This is a genomic window from Roseateles sp. P5_D6 (assembly GCF_054049415.1).
The window spans coordinates 16,138-34,944 of record NZ_JBFUMK010000012.1; the positions used below are offsets into that span (position 1 = coordinate 16,138).

An 18,807-nucleotide genomic window follows, 5' to 3' on the forward strand; every position below is an offset into this window, starting at 1 on the left:
ACGGGTACCCGCCGTCAGGGTCGCAGCGAGGTGGCGTCTGGCCCGGGGAAGTCGGCCGGCAGCTGGGTGTCGGGGTTGCGCCCCGCCAGCCATTTCAAGGCACGCGGCATGACGGTCTGGAAGGCGGCGCAGCGCATGCCCGGCGATGCGCCATGGCCGAACCAGACATGCCCGTAGGCGGACACGAAGACGCGGCCCCGGCCGTACCTCACGGTCCATTCGACGGGGAACTGCCGGCCGTCCACGCCGTCGTGTGCATAGGCGATCACGTCGACGTTGCGGGCCGGGCCGCGGGCGTAGCGGTAGACCTCCATGTCGGCGGCCCGCCAGCTGCGCGGCAGGCCGGCATGGATGGGATGCTGGCCGCGTTGGTGCACGAGCGTGTCGGTGCGATCGCCGTGCCAGGTGTCGTCGCCGTCACCGGCCGGTACGGTCTGCAGTGTCTCGTCCTCGCGCACCAGCAGCGCCGAGCCGAAGTGCTTGTCGCGCCAGCCCAGGCCGATCATCTCGTTGTACTGGGGCCACTCGGCGAAGGCATTGTTCGCCTCGTGGTAGACGTAGAAGCCACCACCGCCGCGCACGAAGGCCTCGAAGGCGCGCTGCACTTCGGCCGGCCAGCCCGGCTTGCCGCCGAGGTTGTTGTAGCCCGACAGCACCACGTCGTAGTGCGTGAAGTCGGGCCGCCAGCGCGCCCAGGCTGCGGGGTCGCTTGCATCCGGTGGCGTGATGGAGACGTTCACCTCGAACGAGCCGTCGCGGGCGAGGATCTCGCGCACCAGTGCCAGCCGGCGTGGCCAGTCGTGGTTGCTGATGCCCTCGATGATGAGCACCCGGATGCGCGGGGCTTCGGCGGCGCGCGTCAGCAGTGGCAGGCCGGCCGCTGCCAAGGCCAGTGCGGTGAACAGGAAGGTCCTTCGGTCACGTCCCATGGAAGCACCCGACGGCCGCGCTAGAAGCGGTCGAAGAAGGCCTTGGTCTCGGCTGCCGAGAAGCCGGGCGGCCAATGCCCGCCGGTCGCGTGGCCGCACCAGACGACCGGCTTGCCCGCGCTGCAGCCCTGGTACTCCACGCAGCCGTTGGTGCCGATGGGCTTGGTCGTGGCGCTACAGCTGTTGCGGGCCAGGAAGGTGTTGCGGGCATCCTCGCCGGCAGAGTAGGGCACGACGTTGTCATCCATGGCGTGGTCGAAGATGGCGGCGACGCGATGCGCCGAGCTGCCGCATCCACTCCACAGCGAGCCGGACAGCGGGGCGATGGCTCGCACCACGTCACCCATCTGGCAGCCGATGGCGTTGGACATCATGCCGCCGAAGCTGAAGCCGGTGGCGAACACCCGTTGCGGGTCGGTGCACACGCCTTGCTGGACCTGGCTGATCATGCTGCGCATGAAGCGGATGTCGCGGTCGCCGTCGTTGGCCCAGCCGGCATCCAGGCCTTGCGGGGCGATGAAGATGGCGTTGTCGCCGTACAGCGGCTTCAGTCCGAAGAAACCGCCCCAGGTATAGACATCGTTGGCGCTGCCGCCGCGCCAGTGCAGGCCGATGACGACGGGATAGGTCTTGTTGCGGTCGTAGCCGGCCGGCATCTCGATCCAGTAGCTGCGCTGGACGTTGTCCGACGTGATCGACTGGAGGCCGGTGCTGAACTTGGCCGTGATGCCGCAGCCGGCGCTGCCGGTGGCGACTGGTGCCGGGGGTGGTGGCGTGGGCGTTGGCGTCGAGGAACTCTCGGACGCCGAGCCACCGCCGCAGGCGGCGAGCGCGCAGAGGAGCAGTAAGGCGCCCAGCACTCGCCGCGCCACCGTCGAATGCAGCCGTCTCATGGCTTGACGGGCTCCACCGTCACCAGCGCGATGTCGTTGCTGCGCATGGTCAGCTTCCACTGCAGCTTGCCGTCCTTGCCGACCTTGACGATGCGGTCCGCCTCGGGCTGGTCCTCGGTGAGGCTTTGCAGCTGGGCCAGCTGTTCGGCGCTCAGGTCCTTGGGAGCACCCATTTCGAGGTAGGCGGTGTAGGCGTCGTTGAGCTTGTGGCCGGTGCGGCGCACCAGCACGCGGTAGTTGCCGGCGCTGACGTTGCGCAGGTTCAGCGTGACGGCGGGTGCTGGGCCGTTGGGCACCGGCTTGCCGAAGAAGACGCCGTTGCTGTTCTTCTTCTGGTCGGGATGCTGCCAGTCCCAGACCACCACGGCGGCCTTGCCGCCATCCACGGCAGCCAGCACCTTGTCGTCCTTGCTGGGCACCTCCTTGCCGCGCAAGGCGTTGAGGTATTTGTAGGCGAACCACGCCGGCTTGCGCACGCCGTCGCGCGTCATCAGGCCGAAGCCGCCATGGAAGGCGCGGTCCGGCGGGCCCGGCTCCTCGAACAGGTCGCTGTAGGTCCAGTAGCTCATCGCCTGCGCGTAGCCGCGCGTGCCGCGCAGCTTGGTCAGGATCCACGGCGCGCTGATGTAGCTGTCGTGCACCTTGTCGCGCGGGTTGTAGCTGGTGCTCCACTCCGTGATGTACAGCGGGATGCCGGGGAAGGCCGAGGCCTCGATCTCGCTGCGGTTGCGGCGCACGTCGCCAATGATGGAGTTGGCGTCGGGGGCCAGGATGCGGTCGGATTGGCCGTATTCGTCGAGGAAGCCCTCGGTCACGCCGTAGGTGTGGGTGGTGACGAAGTCCACCGGCACGCCTTGCTGCTTGGCATAGGCCAGCAGCTCGGGCACCCAGGCCGCGCCGGCAGTGGACGGGCCGCCCACCTTCAGCGCCGGGTCGACCTTCTTGAGGGTGCGCGCCGTGTTGGCGTAGAGCTCGAAGTAGGCCTTCTGGTCGGCCTTCTCCCAGAAGCCGTCCAGGTTGGGTTCGTTCCAGACCTCGAACGGCCACTTGCGCACTTCTTCGGCGCCGTAGCGCTGGATCAGATGGCGCGCGAAGGCATCGATCAGCTCGGCCCAGGGCCCCGGCTGCGGGTGCGAGGTGTTGCCCTTCCAGTGGAAGATGGTGAGGTTGGAGGTCGTCATCACCTTGGGCGAGAAGCCCAGTTCGATGAAGGGCTTGATGCCGCGGACGAGCAAGGCGTCGTACACGCGGTCAATGCCGCTCCAGTCGAACACCAGCTTGTCGCCTTCCTTCTTCACGGTGCCGTAGACGTCGTGGAAGACGTCGTGGAAGCGCACGGAGCGAAAGCCCAGTTCATCGACAGCGGTCTTCAGCTGTGCGAGGTTCTCCGGGCGACCCGTGGTGCCGACATAGTCGGAGCCGACCGCCAGATCGAAGAAGCGATCGACTGGCGCCTTCGCGACAGCGATGTCGAGGTCGACCTTGCGTTCGGCCGGGCCGGCGGCGCCCGCCTGGGCGCACAGGCTCAGCGCCAGCACGGCGGCAGAGAGGGAAGTCAGGCGTTTGATCATGAGGGTGGGGCGGCGCGGGATGGCGTTCAAGGTTGGATGTCCCATTCGATGCTGTCGGTGGCGCCGCGCTCATCGCGCACGCGCAGGGTGGTGCGGCCCGGCGCCAATGGCACCGCGGGCCAGGCGGCGATGCGGTCGACGACGGGCACGGTGCCCATCGGCTTGCCATTGACTTCCAGGCTGGCCTGGCGGCCGTTGCTGTAGGCCTTCACGGCCACGGTGCCCGCGGGCCGCGGGCTGGCTCGGCGGTTGGCCAGATGCAGCACGGGCTCCCGCTGCCACCAGGCCTGCCAGAGCAGGAAAGCGTCCTTGCGGAAGCGCCGGTCGTAGGTGACGAGGCCCTTGTCGTTGACGCCGGGGGCGTCGCCTTCGTTGCGGCCTGCCGAGGCATGGTCAAAGCCCAGCCAGACGAAATGACCCCACAGGAAGGGGCGCGCCGAGAGCTGGCGGGCATAGGCCTCGTGGAAGAGGGCCTGGTACTGCTCGGGGTGCCAGCGCGCGCCCGGCTGCGGCCTTTTCGGCGGGTCTTCCTGCTGCAGCACGCTGGCGCCGGCGCCGTATTCGCCCAGGCCGATGGGCTTGGTCGGCAGCTTCTCGTGCAGGCGATCCGCCCAGGGGCCGATGTCGGTGAACTCGCCGTCGTACCAACCCCAATAGCGGTTGTAGGAGGCCAGGTCGGTCTGCAGCGCCATGGGATGGTCGTCCGGCGCGCAGCAGTGCGCATAGGTCGTCAGGCGTGCCGGGTCTTCCTGCTTGGCCAGGCGGTGCAGCTCGCCGAGCAGGTTGCGGATGGCGTCGTCGGAGCGGTAGACCTCATTGCCCACGCCCCAGACGGCCACCGACGCGTGGTGGCGGTTCTGGCGCACCAGCTCGCGCAGCTGCTGGAACAGGTTGTCGCGGAAGGCCGGCGCCTCGCTCATCGCCGCGTTGAGCGGGATCTCGGTCCACAGCACCAGGCCGAGTTCGTCGGCGCGTTCGTAGACGCGCGGTGGGTGCTGGTAGTGCACCAGCCGCAGCCCGGTGACGCCGAGCTCCATCAGGATGCGCAGGTCCTCGTCGACCTCGGCATCGCCCACGGCCACGCCGTGGCCGGGGCGGCCGGGGTGGAAGTAGTTGACGCCATGCAGCGGGTAGGGCTTGCCGTTGAGCAGGAAGCCGCGCTGCGGGTCGACGGCGACCTGGCGCAGGCCCAGCGGCAGCTGCACGCTGTCACGCACGCTGGTGCCCTGGAGCAGTTCGGCGCTCAGCCGGTAGAGGTAAGGGTCGAACACGCCTTGCCACAGGTGCGGCTTGGCTACGTTCAGCTGCACGCTTGCGGCGTCGGCTGCGCCGGCCGGCAGCTCCACTGCCTGGCTCTGCTGCAGCACGGTGCGGCCCGCGGCGTCGCGCAGTGTCAGGCGCAGCAGGCGCCGGGCGGGCAGGGCGGCGTCGTTGCGCAGCTGCACCCGCACCTTCAGCTGTGCGGCCGCGGAGGTCAGGGCCTCGGTGTCGACCTGGACGCCAGGGCCGCCATGGTCGAGCAGCTCGATGTGAGCGTCGTCGGTTTCAATGAGGCGCACCGGCCGTACCAGGCCGCCGAAGACGGTGAAGTCGCCGCCGAGCGGCGCTACATGCGGCAGCGCGCCGTTGTCTACGCGCACGGCAAGCAGGTTGCGGCCGGGGCGGAGCAGGTTCGTGATGTCGAAGCGAAAGCGCGCATAGCCGCCGTCGTGGCGGCCGGCGCGCTGGCCATTGACCCAGACCTCGGCGGCCATCGTGGCGGCGTCAAACTCCAGGAACTGGCGCCGGCCCGCGGCTGCGGCCGGACGCTCCAGGACGCGCCGGTACCAGGCGGCGCCGCGGTAGTAGGCGCCGCCCGCTTCGCCGTCGACGGCATTGAAGCTGTGCGGCAAGACGACCCGCGCCCAGGTGGAATCATCCAGCTCGGCCGCCGCCTTGGCGTCTCCAGCCTGGAAGCGCCAAGGCCCATCAAGCAGAAGCTGTTGACGCTGCGCCATCACGGGCATGGCTGTCAACATCACCGCCAAGGCCAGTGACAACTGCTGCATTGCCCGCCCCAACAGGGCGTGCCGAATTCTTCGAGACTTCGTCATGAGGTTCTCTGCAAGGGCCGGTCGGGCTGACCCTGGAAGCGCACCTTTGCTGACGCGTGGAAGAAGTTGGTCATCAACGAGGACATAAGTTTTTGATGGGAGCATCAGGAGCATGAACACAACAGGCAGCAAGTATCGGAAGTGTAGGAACCCAATTCGAAAGCGCTCTATCGCAACACCGCGTCAACCACCTGGTTTGGCGACAATGTGCATTATGTAAAATCAATAGCGTGCGGCGCCCATGAGGAACTTCAGCTTGCCAAATAGCAGCGCCAAGCACTGCGGCCCAAGTGCTCGCAGCAATGGCTTCATCCTGCGCTACCTCCCACAAAGGCGCCAAGAATTCGACGCACTCGGTCCCTCGCAGCGACTACTCCACTTATTTAAGCGCTTCCTTCAAGGTCTCCGCACCTTCCACGATCGTCTTGCCGTTGCCCGTCAGCACCGCTGCAGCGAAGTCGATGACGGCGCCAATCTTGGCGAGCTTGGCCTTGACGCTCTTGACCTTGGCAATCACCTGCTGTGCCGCGTCGACCGCCGACTTGATGTGCTCAGCTGAAATCTTCGCTTCACCTGCTTGCAAGAGGATGCTCAAGCCGGTGAGAGCGGTAGCTTTCGCTGCAAGGCGGTCTTGTGTCGCCAGGACGGCGTCGATGACCTCCTGCGCGGTCGCCTTCTTCAAATCCTCATTGAGCGCATCAAGCTGGTCGTTCAGGAACGTTCTCAACGAGGCCAGCGAGGCTTCGTCAAGCTGATCCCCGACCTGGGCTACCGCGATGAGTTGCTTCTCAGGCCCGGAAGTGCCTGTGGATTCATTGTTCGCTTCGGTGCTCATGCTCTGTTCCTGTGCTTAAAAGCCCGCCTCGATGGCATCCCGAGCCTCAAGTGTCTTGGTCCGGAAGTCGTCCAACTGGTTCAGCAGCGCACGCGGGTCCGACTTGAGCGCCTCTTGCTGAAACACCGGCACAGAGACAATCCAGGCGTCGATGGCGGCGACGATCTTGGTGGGCACATCGCCGGCTTTGCCCGCCTTGGCCAGGCGGGAGTCGATCGCCTTCGAAGTCACCCCGATCTGCCGGCGCAGTTCCGCTGTTCGGATGGGCTCCGCTACGGCCATGGGTTTCCCCATGCCCACACTGATCTCGCTGCCCCGCGTCACGCGCGCGGTCGTAGTCAGCCAGCCGTCGTAGTTGGACTGCTGGGCCTCGTCGACAAAAAAGCTTCGCAAGACGCGCGCGTTGGCCACGAGGTCCGGCCCTGCGGCCACCAGCCGCCGGATGCCGTCCTCTCGCTCGGCCTTCACAAGGACATCAGCGAGCAGCGACAACACGCTGGCGACAGCGGTGACCTTCTTTGGATTGACGATCGAAGCGCCGTCCTTGTCCTTGAGTGCGCTCAACTTCTTGGCCGTTCCCTGAATGGAACTGCGAACCTCGAACTGCTTGTCGTCAACCATCGCTAGCAGGGTCTTGGCGTAGAGCTCCAAGGTGTCGACAGTGACCTCCTGGAACGCAACGGTGGCGTCACCCGTCAACCCACAGCTCTTCTTGAGCGCCTTGGCACCTTCTACATCGCCCGTTGGCGTTGATTCCGACAGCAAGACGCGCACGYCCGCCGCGTCATTGCACAGCTTGGCGACCTGCTGAATCTCCTGTCGAACGGCACCCGTCATCTTCGTGGTCTCACCGGCGAAGTTGGTGATCGCCTTGTAGTTGGCGCAGCCTGCCAACGCCAGGACGGCCAAGGCCGCAATCGCACGCAATGGCACGCTCATGTCTCACTCCCCTTTGAGCCTGTAGGCCTGTGAATGATCGGCGGCGCTGGGGGAAGGCTCATCCCAAAAGTTAATGAGGCCGCCAACCAATTCCCCCGAGGCAAACTCATGCACCAGAAGGCGGCAAGCTCGACGCGCCGCAACAGGTGAATGGACGCCGCTGCACGTCGGAGCGCGATGCCGGCACGCGGTCCGGGCATCGCACGCTCAATGCCTGCGCGGACAGTTTTCGCCAGCCGGCGCCGGCGGGGTGGCCTCGGCGGTGCTCGCGGCCGAGGCGGACGGCGAAGGCCCCACGGTCACGGCCGCCGAGCCGCAGTTGTTGCTGTAGAACCAGTTGGCAATGTAGGGGACCGGCACGATGGCGTCGCTGAGGTACAGGAACAGCTCACCGTCGCGCGACGCCGTGAACGTCAGCTTCGCCTTGCCAGAGCCCTTTTCAATAGGCTGCATCTTCAAGGCCGGCTCGACGTTGCCGCGCTGGCCGATGCGAATCATGGGAACAAAGTAGTCGACATCCCATGAGCGCTTGATGAGCGCAAAGAGGTTGTGCGGCCAGCCCCGTGCCTTCAGCCCCGCCACGCTGGCCTCGACGCCCTTGTCGTACCAAGGCGGGCTGGCGCCGGTGTCCAGCTCGATTTCATACGACTGGTCCGCCTTGACGGAAAGGCCCGTGGCCCAGCAGACCTCGCTCGTGTCGAAACGCGCCTTAGGAGCAAGGGGACTGTCGCCGACGTCCCGTAAAGATTTTGAAGGCGTGCAGAACGCTCCCGCCGAGTCCGCGCTGCGCGCGACGAAGTGGCTGACGCCGCCCACGATCAGGTACAGCAGCGCCAACGCAAAGATCAGCGGCACGATGCCCCGGGAAATCAGCCAGGCCGCGCCAATCAGGAACGGGTTGTTGCGCAACACCCGGGCCACCTTCAGCGTGGGCGTGCTGGGCACGTGGCCATCGATGACCTTCTCGATCCGCCGCTGGACGCGCACCCGCCAGAGCAGGACCGCCAGCAGGGCTACAACCAGCAGCTTCAGAACCGGGCTGACATCGGCCCATGTTTGCCACTTGGTGTATGCAAGGACCACCACCACCACGACGCCCAGGAGCGCCGCCGCCTTGAGGGTGGAGTTCTTCGCCGAGTCGCGGACCCAGGTCACGTAGTCCTCGCGCCGGTCAGCATGCCAGGCAAACCAGGCACGGTCATGAACGCGCTGCCGAAGGAAGTTGCTGACCTGGAACAGGCCCCCCACCATCGCGATGACGACCAGCATCCCGAACGGCTGCTCGCAGAAGGCCTCGACCCAGCCTCTGGCCCAATTGGGCGCCAGCTCGCGCAACTGCGGCCTCCAGGGCTCGACGATGCCCTTCAAGGTCTCGTTGATCCCGTCCGATGTAGCCTCCGCGCGGCCGCCCAGCTGTTCGTTGGCCCGGCCAAGCGTTTCAAACATCGCCGCGGCGAATTTCTTGGCGTCCAACGGATAAATCACCAACGCCAACGTCGCGAACAAAAACGCGAAATACGCGACCCGGCGCAACCAGACCGTATCGCGGATCTGTTCCACCATGCCTTGCAAGGGCGCGCCGATCTTTTCGATGGCCACCCTGACCTTCTCGGTCCTTGATGCCGCCACGCTGGCCTGCGCCGTCGTGGACTTGGACAGCTTCATGCCCCGGTCCTCGAACCCCACCATGGGCAGCAGCGAGCCGTCCGGCGCCAGCACATCAAACTCGGCGGGCAGCGCGATCGGCGCGTAGGCATCCGAGCCGTAGGCGATGCGCGCGATAACGCTGCCATGCACGATGGCGCGGATGGGCTGGCCCGTGGTCTTGTCCATGCCCATGTCCACGCGCCGCGGCGCGTAGCGGTAGTACGAGCCTGCGCCCGCGCGGGCGTCGTACAGCCGGGCAAAGGGCGACTTTTCCTGGGCCACCTCCTGCACGGTTCGCGCGTCCAGCCGCAGGCCTGCATCACTGGCCTGGCTGATCATCCAGTCCAGCGTCACCAGCGATTGCTGGTCCTCCGGGTAGCCGCCACCCACGTTGGAGTGGGCGCCGGAGAACCACACCTGCGTCAACCGGTCCGGCGGCACCTTGTTCGCGGCGACCAGCGCAGCCTCGTGAGCCTCATCGAAGAGGATGGGATGGAAGGTCTGGCGCTCGTCATCCAGCGACAGCGCATGGCAGGCGCGCTGGACTTGCACGCTCAAGTGATGGTCCTTTGACACCATGGGCCATATCAGCAGCGAGATTCCCCACTTGAGCTCGTCCACTGGCATCCCATACGCCGCCACGGTGTCCCACAGGCCAAGGAAGCGGATAGGGACCTTGCGCCGCTCCGGCGGCAAGTCCTGAATGTGGCGCCTGCCGGCGAGCGTCGAGGGCAGCAGCAGCAGGTCGCGCAGCCGGCGGCCCAGCCAGACGATGGGGCTCCAGGACGGATAGGTCTCGTTGCGGTAGCGGCGGTACGCCGCCAGCGCGTGCGCATGCAGTTCAGACTCGGACCGCCCCTGCACCAGGCCCTGGCTCTCGATCAGTGCGACCACCACGCGAATGGTGTATGCGCCCCGGCTGAACCCGAAGCCGTAGATCTCGTCGCCCGGCTCCCAGACCCGGCAGACGAACTTGTAGAGGTCGATGACGTTGCGCTTGAGGCCGTAGCCGAACGCGCCGCCCAGGGCGGCCAGGTATTTGTTGGACGACGTGCCCACGCCGTCGTCATAGTGCGCAAGCTGGTCGGGCTCGGTCTGGTCCAGTGCCTGGAAGATGCGCCAGACATTGGTCTTTTCCGCCTTGGCGGAACTGTTGCCCGTTCCGTCCGAGCACAACACAAGTCTCTTTGGCATGTCCCCTCCCACTCCCAACAATGAATCGACGCCGGCGGCGCCACACACTGGCCTTTCAGGCCGCTGCGGCTAATTCGGCCACGCCTGCACGCGTGAGTCGCCGTTCTGCACGTGATAGTCGAACGCGAGTGCCACGCCCAGCTCCGAGACCAGCTGGGCTTCTTGGCCGTGGCCGCGGCCGGCACGAAGGAGGCGTCATAGGCGCGGTGCATCCGTAGCCGCTTCACGACAGGCGCTTCACCCAGCTGGGCGAAAGCATCTTTCCATTCGGGCGGTACGGAGGCCTTGTCCGGGCCGGAGCTGATACTGTGGGAGTCCAATCGCAAGGCCAACACCGAGCGCCGATTTCAGCGCTCGGAACTCCAAATTGCCCACGGCGCGATCTCTCAGTATTGCGTTCATGGCACTCCCCTCCCCTGGGCCTGATTTCATTCGGCCTCTCTCAGGAAGGCATCCCCAACACTGTGGAAGGGCTGGCGCGCTCCCACTACTAAACGGTGATGGGCACTCGCTGGCCCAAGCCAGCCGCGTAAAACGGCCGCGTGCGTCTGCTGGCGCACATACACCAGGCTGAGGGGCGTGCACGATGCCCGGCAATGTCCGCCCGCTGGGAACCATCATGAATGAAGCTGCGCTGCCTCTGACCGACGAGGACGACGGCCCCTTGTCGCCATGGTGGGTCCGCACCGTGTTGATCGTGATGGCGCTCGGCTTCGCCGGCCTCATCGCAGTCACGTTGCTCGCCTACCGCAATGCACCGCCCATCCCCGCGCAGGCGACGGACCTTGCAGGCTCGCTGCAATTCAGCGGCGACGACATCGCAGAAGGCCAGGCCGTGTTTCTGAAATACGGGCTGATGGCCAACGGCAGCATCTGGGGCCACGGTGCCTACCTTGGGCCAGACTACGCGGCCGCGGCCTTGCACCGAATGGGCGAAGTCACGGCCCAGTCCATCGCGCTGGCGCGTCACCAGCAACCCTTTTCGGATCTGACGCCGTCTCAGCAGGCGGCGGTGCGCGCCGAGGCGGCGGTCGAGCTGAAGACCAACCGCTACGACCCCGACACCGGGGTGTTACGGCTGACCGCCTCGCAAGCGGCGGCTCATCGAGAGCTGATCGAGCACTGGACCCGCTACTTTCACGACCCGGCGCTCAATGGGGGGCTCTCGGCCGACCTGATCACGGACCGCGCGGAGCTGAGGCAGTTCACAGCCTTCGTCAGCTGGGCCGCGTGGGCTTCCGTCGCCGTGCGGCCGGGCGAAAGCTATTCCTATACCAACAACTTTCCCTACGACCCGAACGTTGGCAACCGGCCGGTCGCCGGAGCCCTGTTCTGGAGCGCCCTGAGCCTCGTGGTGCTGTTGGCCGGGATCGCCGTGGTGCTGCTGGCCTTCGGCAAGTTCGATTACCTCGGCTGGGTCACCCGGGGCCACAAGGTCAGGCCGCAGCTGCTGCCGGGMCAGTCCAGCGACGGGCAGAAAGCGTTGGTCAAGTTCTTCGTGGTGGTCGCCGTACTCTTGCTAGGGCAGACGCTGGTCGGCGGCGGTGTCGCACACTACCGCGCCGACCCGGGCAGCTTCTACGGCTTCGACCTCGAACGCATCTTTCCCAGCAATCTGCTGCGAACCTGGCACCTGCAGCTGGCGATCTTCTGGATCGCGACCGCCTATGTCGCTGCGGCGCTGTTTCTCGGGCGTTCACTGCGCAAAGACGAACCGCGCTGGCTCGCACCGTTGACGCACGTGCTCTTCGCTGCGTTCGCCCTGGTGATTGGCGGCAGCCTGCTCGGGGAGTGGCTGGGAATCTCGCAGGTGCTTGGCGATTGGTGGTTCTGGCTCGGCAACCAGGGCTGGGAATACCTCGAACTCGGCAGAGTGTGGCAATACCTTCTGGTGGCCGGCCTCTTCGCGTGGTTCGCACTGCTGTGGATCCTGGTGCGGCCCAACGCGCTCGCGAACCCCACGGTGCGGCCCATCGTCAGGATGTTCCTGGTCGCCGCCATCGCGATTCCGCTGTTCTACATTCCGGCGCTGTTCATTGGTGCCAAGGCCAACTACACGGTGGTCGACACCTGGCGCTTCTGGATCATCCATCTGTGGGTCGAAGGCTTCTTCGAGTTCTTCGCCACGACCGTGGTGGCGCTCACGTTCTTCCAGCTCGGCCTGGCTCGCCGCAATGTGGCCTTGCGTGTGATCTATCTCGACGCGATCCTGTATTTTCTCGGCGGCCTGATGGGCACCGGCCATCACTGGTACTTCACCGGCCAGAGCAACTTCAACATGGCCTTGTCGGCCTTGTTCTCCGCCCTCGAGGTGGTTCCGTTGACCTTGCTGACGCTCGACGCATGGGACTTCGTGCGCACCACGCGCGGCGTACGCGACGCCACGGGCAAAGCCATCGAGATCCCGCACAAGTGGGCCTTCTATTTCCTGATGGCGGTCGGCTTCTGGAACTTCGTCGGCGCGGGGATGCTCGGCTTCCTGATCAACCTGCCGATCGTCAGCTACTACGAAGTCGGCACGCTGCTGACGCCCGCCCACGGGCACTCGGCCATGATGGGTGTCTTCGGCATGCTGGGGATCGCGCTGATGGTCTTCGTGCTGCGCCAGACCAGCGATGACTCACGTTGGCCTGCGATCGAAAGGTATGTCCGGGTCGCGTTCTGGGGCACCAACGGCGGCTTGGCGCTGATGGTGGGCCTGAGCCTGTTCCCGGCGGGGCTGCTGCAGCTGTGGGACGTCCTGCACAACGGCTACTGGCATGCCCGCAGCCTGGACTACATCGCCAGCGAACGTTCGCAGCTGCTCGAATGGATGCGCATGCCGGGCGACGTGGTGTTCATCGTGTTCGGGGCCGTGCCGCTGGTGATCGCGTCGGTCAAGGCGTACCTCGGCGTGCGGGAGGGCGCCAAGTCGATACGCCCATTGCTCGTCCCCGCGAAGCTGCCGGTGTAGTGCTTGTGATCGCGCCCGCCCTGCCCGCTGCAGGCATGACGGGCACGGTACGCGACCGTGCGACAGCGCACGGACCCGGACGATCGCACCGCACAAACTAGGGCTGACAGCTCCGGCCGCACAAACGCTTCGCACGACTTTGAAGGACCCCATGCAGATCTTGCTCCACACTGACCCCAACACCGACGGCAGCGCGGCGATGACCGACCATCTCGACGCGGTCGTCAATGCCGCACTCGGGCGCTTTGGCGAACGCGTCACGCGCGTCGAAGTTCATCTGTCCGACGCGAACAGCCGGGCCAAGTCTGGAACCGACGACATTCATTGCATGCTCGATGCACGGCTCAGCGGCGAAGAGGCCATCGTCGTGAACGACAGCGCCGCCAACGCGCACCAGGCCATCGCCGGAGCGGTGCACAAGCTCAAACGCGCAGTCGGTGCTGCGATTGCCAAGCATCATCCACGGCATCAACCCGTGCACCCCTGACGGCCTTCGCTTCGTCGCTGCCGGCGGCGAAGCGCCGACGCGGCGTCACGGACCTGCTCCTGATGCGTGGCGCAGAACAGGCTGTCCTTCATATCAGCGAGCAAAGCGTCGGGCCGTGGCGCTGTGGACACAGCGGCGACGCAGCGGCGACGCAGCGGGCTTAGATCATGTCGCTCACCCGAAATGCAACCATCATGACGAGTCTGAAGTGCCGGATTCATGCATCGAGCCGATCTGCGCCGCCCGCTGGCGGATCAAGATAGAGCGCCTCGAAGGCATCGCAGGGCAGTGGCCGGCTGAACAGATAACCCTGCATCTCATTGCAGACCAGCTCCTGCAACAAGCGCCGCTGCGCCTCGGTCTCCACGCCTTCGGCCACCACGTTGAGCTTCAGAGAGTGCGCGAGCGTGATGATGGTCGAGACCAGTGCCAGGCCTTCCGAGCTGGTGGTCATGTCGACGACGAAGGAACGGTCGATCTTGAGTGTGTCGACCGGCAATTTGGACAGATAGCTCAGCGACGAAAATCCGGTACCAAAGTCGTCGATGGCGACGCGAACGCCCATCGCGCGGATCGCGCGCAGGCTGCTGATGCTATGCAGCACGTCCTCCATGATCAGGCTTTCTGTGATCTCCAACTCCAGGCCGGCCGCTGCCTGCGGGTCGATGCTGATGGCTTGCTCAACCTCGGCGATGAAGTCGCGATTGCGCAGCTGCAGCGGCGACACATTGACGGCGATACGCACGGCTGAAAAGCCATCGCGGCGCCAGCGCAGATAGTCGCTGACTGCACTGCGCAGGGCCCAGCGCCCAACCTCGTAGATCAGACCGGTCTCTTCGAGGATCGGAATGAACTGGGTCGGCGGTACCAGACCCGTGCGTGGGTCATTCCAGCGTATCAAGGCCTCAGCGCCAGTCAGCAAGCCGCTGCGCAGATCGACCTTGGGTTGGTAGTGAAGTACGAATTCCTCGTTCTCCAGCGCCTGTCGCAGCTGGTTCTCCAGTGCCAGCTTGCTGGCTACGGAGGCGGTCATCTGCGGCGTATAGAACAGGTAGCGGTCACCGCTGGATTTGGCCTTTTTCAAGGCCGCCTCGGCGTTCTTGAACAAGCTCTCGGCGCTGGCGCCGTCGTCCGGGAACACCGCGACACCCACCTTGACGGAGATGCGGAACACCGCCTCATTGAGCGGGAAGGAATGGTTCAAGAACGCCATCAAAGTCTGCTCCAGCAGCTGCCGTACGCCGCCCAGGCGCGTGACACGCGGCAGCACCGCGGCGAAGCGGTCCGAACCGATGCGTGCCACCAGACCAGCATCGCCCATTTGCTGAACCAGCCACGCGGCGACCTGACGCAACAGTTCGTCGCCGGTCACCTGGCCCAGGCTGTCGTTGATGTTCTTGAAGCGTTCGAGATCGAACAGGAACACGGCCATGGGGTGGCCGCCGGCGATAGCGGCGAGCAGATGCCATGTCACCCGATCAAGGAACAGCGTGCGGTTCGCCAATCCGGTCAGCACGTCGAAATAGGCGAGGTACTCCAGCCGCTCCAGTTTCTCGATATGGTCAAGCGCGAATGAGATATCGCCGGCCAGCTCCTGCAATAGCTGCATTTCCTGCGCATCGAATATGCCGGCCTCGCCCGAAAACAGCGCCATGACTGCCCATGGCTGCCCGTGCAGCGTCAAAGGGAAATAGCCAAATGATCGGTAGCCCCCGCCCCGCAGCTCGGCGCGGAATGGCGCCATCGCAACATCGCTCTCGACATCGTTGCAGATCACTGGTTGCGATGATCGAAGTGCTCGGCAGGCCGGCCGGTCGCTGCTCGGTGCGTCTACGCGGGCACTCGGCTGGATAGGGTTGACATTGCCTGGCTCGCTGCCGTACGAGGCGACTGCCTTGCATTCCAGGGTCAAGGGATCCATGACACCGATCCAGGCCATCTTGAAAGCGCCGAGCTCGACCGCCAGCCGGCACGCCTCGCGGAACAACTCCTCGTGACCGCGCACGCGCACGATCAGCGCATTGATGCCACTCAACATCGCATAGACGCGGTTCAGGCGCCTGATCCTGCTTTCGCCGATCTTCTGCTCGGTGATGTTGAGGTGCATGACCACCACGCCATTCGGGCGCTGCTGGGCCAACGGCGTCACCGTCAGCAAAAACCACCTTTGCTCGGTCGTCGAGTCACAGGGGTACTCGATCGAAAAGCTCTTCGCTCCTTCCATCAGCACCGCACGTATGCCCGCTGAGACGATGGGCCCCTCGCTCCCTCCGTCGCCTATCGCGTCATCGCACACCTTCAGGTAATTGACACCGACCGCATAGCGTGGCCCCTGCAGCGCGTTCGCGGTGGCGAAGCAGCGCCACGCCTCATTCACCGCAACGATGGATCCCTGTGCATCGAGAACGGCGATATGGGCGGGCAGCGCATCGAGAATCGCGGCCTGCTTCACCGCCTCGTTGTGGCGTGAGTGCTCCTGGGAGCGGCGCAGCAGGGAGGTCCGGCCGAGTTGGTCAGTCACCGTGTCCACCTCGCCCCCGGTCAGTTCCTCCAGCCTTTGTTCGATCACGTGGAAAGATTCGATCAGCCTGGCGATCTCCTCGCTGACATCGTCAGCCGGCGGTAGCTCATTCGGCTTCACGGCTGCCGCCTTCCGGCAACCCCAGGGCCTGCAGCAAAGGCTGGGCCTGGCTGAGCGTGCCGACGATGCGGCGGGTCGGTGAAGGCGAGAGCTTGAACAGCGTCGGTGTCATCAATACGCCTGCCGCCATCGCCAGCTTGGGCTCTCGGAACACGTCGACCACCTCGATCTCATGCCGCTTCGGCAGATGGACGCGACATAGGGCTGACAGATTGTCGAGTGCCTGCGCCGAATTCAGCGCATCGCCGGCAACGTAGAGCCGGAACTTGAACAAGCTGCGGCGGTTCATAGAGTGCTCGCTTTCGTGACAGCCTTGGCTGCCGGTTTTGCAGCATCGGCACCGCGGAGTTCGCGCATGCGGGTGTGGCCGCGTGACAGTTCGCGCTCGCTGCTTTCGGTGGCGCTGGCCAGCAAGGCCTTTTCGACCTGCTTTGCAACCAGCTCGGTCTGCAGCGACTTCACTCGCACCTCCAACTCGGCCTCTTCGGCATCCAGCCTGACGCGCTTGAGTTTGCGGGCGACCTCGGCGGCGTCGGTCGACGAACGCTCGGCGCGTTCCTTTTCCCAGCGCAGCGTGCCCATCAGGACTTCACCACCGGCGGTATAGGTATCGGTCAGGGTCACGCCGGAGTCGCTGAGGATCAGCTCGCGCACCTGGTTCGAATGCGCTGTGCCGCGTGATTTGATGATGGACAGGCCACGATTGCGCTCGCCCGCCTGCACCAGGTAGTCGAGATGGATCCAGGTGTCCGCCACCGCCGAGATCTGCAGCGGTGAACCGCCCTCGGCCAGGCTGGACATCTCGCCCAGCAAACGGGTGCAGATCAAGGTGATGCCTTCAGATTTCGACCAATCGATCAACCGTTCGGCCACGCTGTGGGCGGTCAGGTAGTTGCCCGATTCCGACCATGTGGAGACCGGATCGATGACCAGGCAGCGAGCCTTGTGTTCGGCCGTCAGCGTCTTGATGCGCATCAGATAGGTCTCCGCGCTGCCAGCGATGGAGCGGGCCGAGACCATGCGCAGCAGACCGCTTTTCTTGTATCGGTCGAGGCGGATGCCCACCGATGCCAAGTTGCGCGCCACCTCGGAGCCATCCGAATCGAAGCTGACGAACAATGTGCGTTCGCCGCGCCCGCAGGCAGCCTCGGCGAATGCGCCGCTCAGCGTCGTCTTTGCGGTGCCCGAGAAGCCGGTGATCAGCACGCTGGCGCCACGGTAGTAGCCGCCGCCCAGCATCGTGTCCAGACGCGCGACGCCGCTGGATACGCGCTCGCTGCTGACTTTCACGTCACCGCGATCCTGCGCCCGCGCGACGGCGACCTCGAAGCCGCCATTGCCGATCACGAACGGCGATTCGTCCTCGTCGAAGCGCGAGCCGCGGTACTTCTGCACCCGCAAATTTCGCTGCGAAACACCTTGAACGACATCGTGATTGAGGATCACCGCGCAGTCGACCATGAACTGCATCAGGCCGAACGGTTGCGGGCCGCTCGAGTTGCTGTGACTGCTGTCATCGCCGCCGGCCTTGGCGGTGATCAGGCCAGTCAACTGGCGCGCCAGCAGCCACTCATGCAGCCGGTAGATCTCGCGCCGCTTGGCCGCCGCGTCGGGCAGCAATGCCAGCACGATGTCGAGGGCATCGAAGACGATGCGACGCGCCTTCATTTCGTCGGCCTTGGCCCCAAGAACCGCCAACATACCGCTCAGGTCGAAGTCGCCGGACTGCACCAGATCGGGCAGCGGCTGGGCATTCATGAAGAACAGCCGCTTGCGCTGAAGCTCGGGCAGATTCCAGCCGAAGCTGCCCGCGTTGGCGACGATGCGCTCGATGTGCTCCTCGAACGCGACAAAGATTCCAGACTCCTTGCAGGCCTGCGCGCCGTGCGCAAGGAATTGCAGCGCGAAAATCGTTTTGCCTGAGCCAGGCCCGCCGACCAGCAAGGTTGTGCGACCGATCGGCAATCCGCCGCCGGTGATGTCATCGAAGCCACCCACGCCGGTCGATGCCTTGCCCGCTGCGGCCTCCGTTCGCGCGACTCTCACAAGGCCTTCCGCATCAAGATCTGACGCGCATGGCACCGCGCGCGCTGCATGAAGGACCCTACGGCATGGTCAGCCAGATGGGCGCAAGAGAATCTTGCTGACATGGTCTCTCCCTGTCGATTTGAACGGGAATGGAGTCAGCCGAAGCAGCACTGCGCGAGCAATCCATGACATCCTGTTCGTTCAGGGGCATGACATCGGCTCCCGTTGGGAGTCCAGTCTGTTCGGTTTGTTCGTTAGCCTCCGTGCGACAACGCACATAAGGAAATGGCGACATCTGCGCCTCTCGGTAGGTAGTTGCCCCCTTCATCGGCTGCTGAGCATGCCCGCCGAGCTTGGATGCACACTCCTCATCGCCCCATCGCCACAAATATGTCTCATACCCATTGAGGATCTCTACGGCAGACATCCCACGATGAGAGATTGCGAATCCGCGCCTCTGCGCGGACTATGAAGCTCCTGATCAATCAAACGGTGTTGAACGCCCTGCCCCGGCCGAGTCGGTATTTGTTGTCGCTGCCAGTTCCAGGCAGTATTTGTTGTCACCACGCGGCGTCAAGAAACACCCTCTCCTCCTTC

General features: G+C 65.1%; 12 protein-coding genes. 2 read left to right on the forward strand and 10 right to left on the reverse strand.

The annotated features are described in order from the left end of the window. Positions 1-14 precede the first annotated feature (14 nt). From ACXJKM_RS17225 to ACXJKM_RS17255, 7 genes are all read right to left on the reverse strand, one after another. Positions 15-929 carry a ThuA domain-containing protein gene (locus ACXJKM_RS17225; protein WP_457353924.1) on the reverse strand — a complete coding sequence of 305 codons (915 nt, stop codon included), beginning with the start codon at positions 927-929 and terminating at the stop codon, positions 15-17. 20 nt (positions 930-949) lie between these two features. Further along, positions 950-1,822, reverse strand: a complete 873-nt coding sequence (locus ACXJKM_RS17230) for an alpha/beta hydrolase family esterase (RefSeq protein ID WP_457353926.1) — start codon at positions 1,820-1,822, stop codon at positions 950-952. Continuing rightward, positions 1,819-3,393: a GH39 family glycosyl hydrolase gene (locus ACXJKM_RS17235; protein WP_457353928.1), complete on the reverse strand. Its 1,575-nt coding sequence runs from the start codon at positions 3,391-3,393 to the stop codon at positions 1,819-1,821. Before ACXJKM_RS17235 ends, ACXJKM_RS17230 begins: the two co-directional genes overlap by 4 nt. Positions 3,394-3,419: 26 nt before the next feature. Continuing rightward, a complete protein-coding gene (locus ACXJKM_RS17240; protein ID WP_457353930.1) occupies positions 3,420-5,486 on the reverse strand; it encodes a glycoside hydrolase family 2 protein in 2,067 nt (688 codons plus the stop codon). A 379-nt stretch (positions 5,487-5,865) separates the two neighbouring features. After that, a complete protein-coding gene (locus tag ACXJKM_RS17245; RefSeq protein ID WP_457353932.1) occupies positions 5,866-6,321 on the reverse strand; it encodes a hypothetical protein in 456 nt (151 codons plus the stop codon). A gap of 15 nt (positions 6,322-6,336) precedes the next feature. Continuing rightward, positions 6,337-7,260 carry a hypothetical protein gene (locus ACXJKM_RS17250; RefSeq protein WP_457353934.1) on the reverse strand — a complete coding sequence of 308 codons (924 nt, stop codon included), beginning with the start codon at positions 7,258-7,260 and terminating at the stop codon, positions 6,337-6,339. 207 nt (positions 7,261-7,467) lie between these two features. Beyond that, positions 7,468-10,149 (reverse strand): DUF2235 domain-containing protein, encoded by a 2,682-nt coding sequence (locus tag ACXJKM_RS17255; protein ID WP_457353936.1) that lies wholly within the window; start codon positions 10,147-10,149, stop codon positions 7,468-7,470. A 571-nt stretch (positions 10,150-10,720) separates the two neighbouring features. Here ACXJKM_RS17255 and ACXJKM_RS17260 point away from each other — a divergent pair. Both ACXJKM_RS17260 and ACXJKM_RS17265 read left to right on the forward strand, forming a co-directional pair. Next, positions 10,721-13,054 (forward strand): nitric-oxide reductase large subunit, encoded by a 2,334-nt coding sequence (locus tag ACXJKM_RS17260; protein WP_457353938.1) that lies wholly within the window; start codon positions 10,721-10,723, stop codon positions 13,052-13,054. A 151-nt stretch (positions 13,055-13,205) separates the two neighbouring features. Beyond that, on the forward strand, positions 13,206-13,541 hold the full coding sequence (locus tag ACXJKM_RS17265) for an HPF/RaiA family ribosome-associated protein (RefSeq protein WP_056197063.1): 336 nt from the start codon (positions 13,206-13,208) through the stop codon (positions 13,539-13,541). A 217-nt stretch (positions 13,542-13,758) separates the two neighbouring features. Here the strand turns inward: ACXJKM_RS17265 and ACXJKM_RS17270 are convergent, their stop codons facing one another. From ACXJKM_RS17270 to kaiC, 3 genes are read right to left on the reverse strand one after another with little or no spacing between them, the layout of a single operon-like run. Next, a complete protein-coding gene (locus tag ACXJKM_RS17270; protein WP_457353940.1) occupies positions 13,759-16,182 on the reverse strand; it encodes an EAL domain-containing protein in 2,424 nt (807 codons plus the stop codon). Then, on the reverse strand, positions 16,169-16,471 hold the full coding sequence (locus tag ACXJKM_RS17275; RefSeq protein ID WP_056197060.1) for a circadian clock KaiB family protein: 303 nt from the start codon (positions 16,469-16,471) through the stop codon (positions 16,169-16,171). Before ACXJKM_RS17275 ends, ACXJKM_RS17270 begins: the two co-directional genes overlap by 14 nt. Next, on the reverse strand, positions 16,468-18,264 hold the full coding sequence (gene kaiC, locus ACXJKM_RS17280; RefSeq protein WP_457353943.1) for a circadian clock protein KaiC: 1,797 nt from the start codon (positions 18,262-18,264) through the stop codon (positions 16,468-16,470). Before kaiC ends, ACXJKM_RS17275 begins: the two co-directional genes overlap by 4 nt. Between the last annotated feature and the right edge of the window lie 543 nt (positions 18,265-18,807).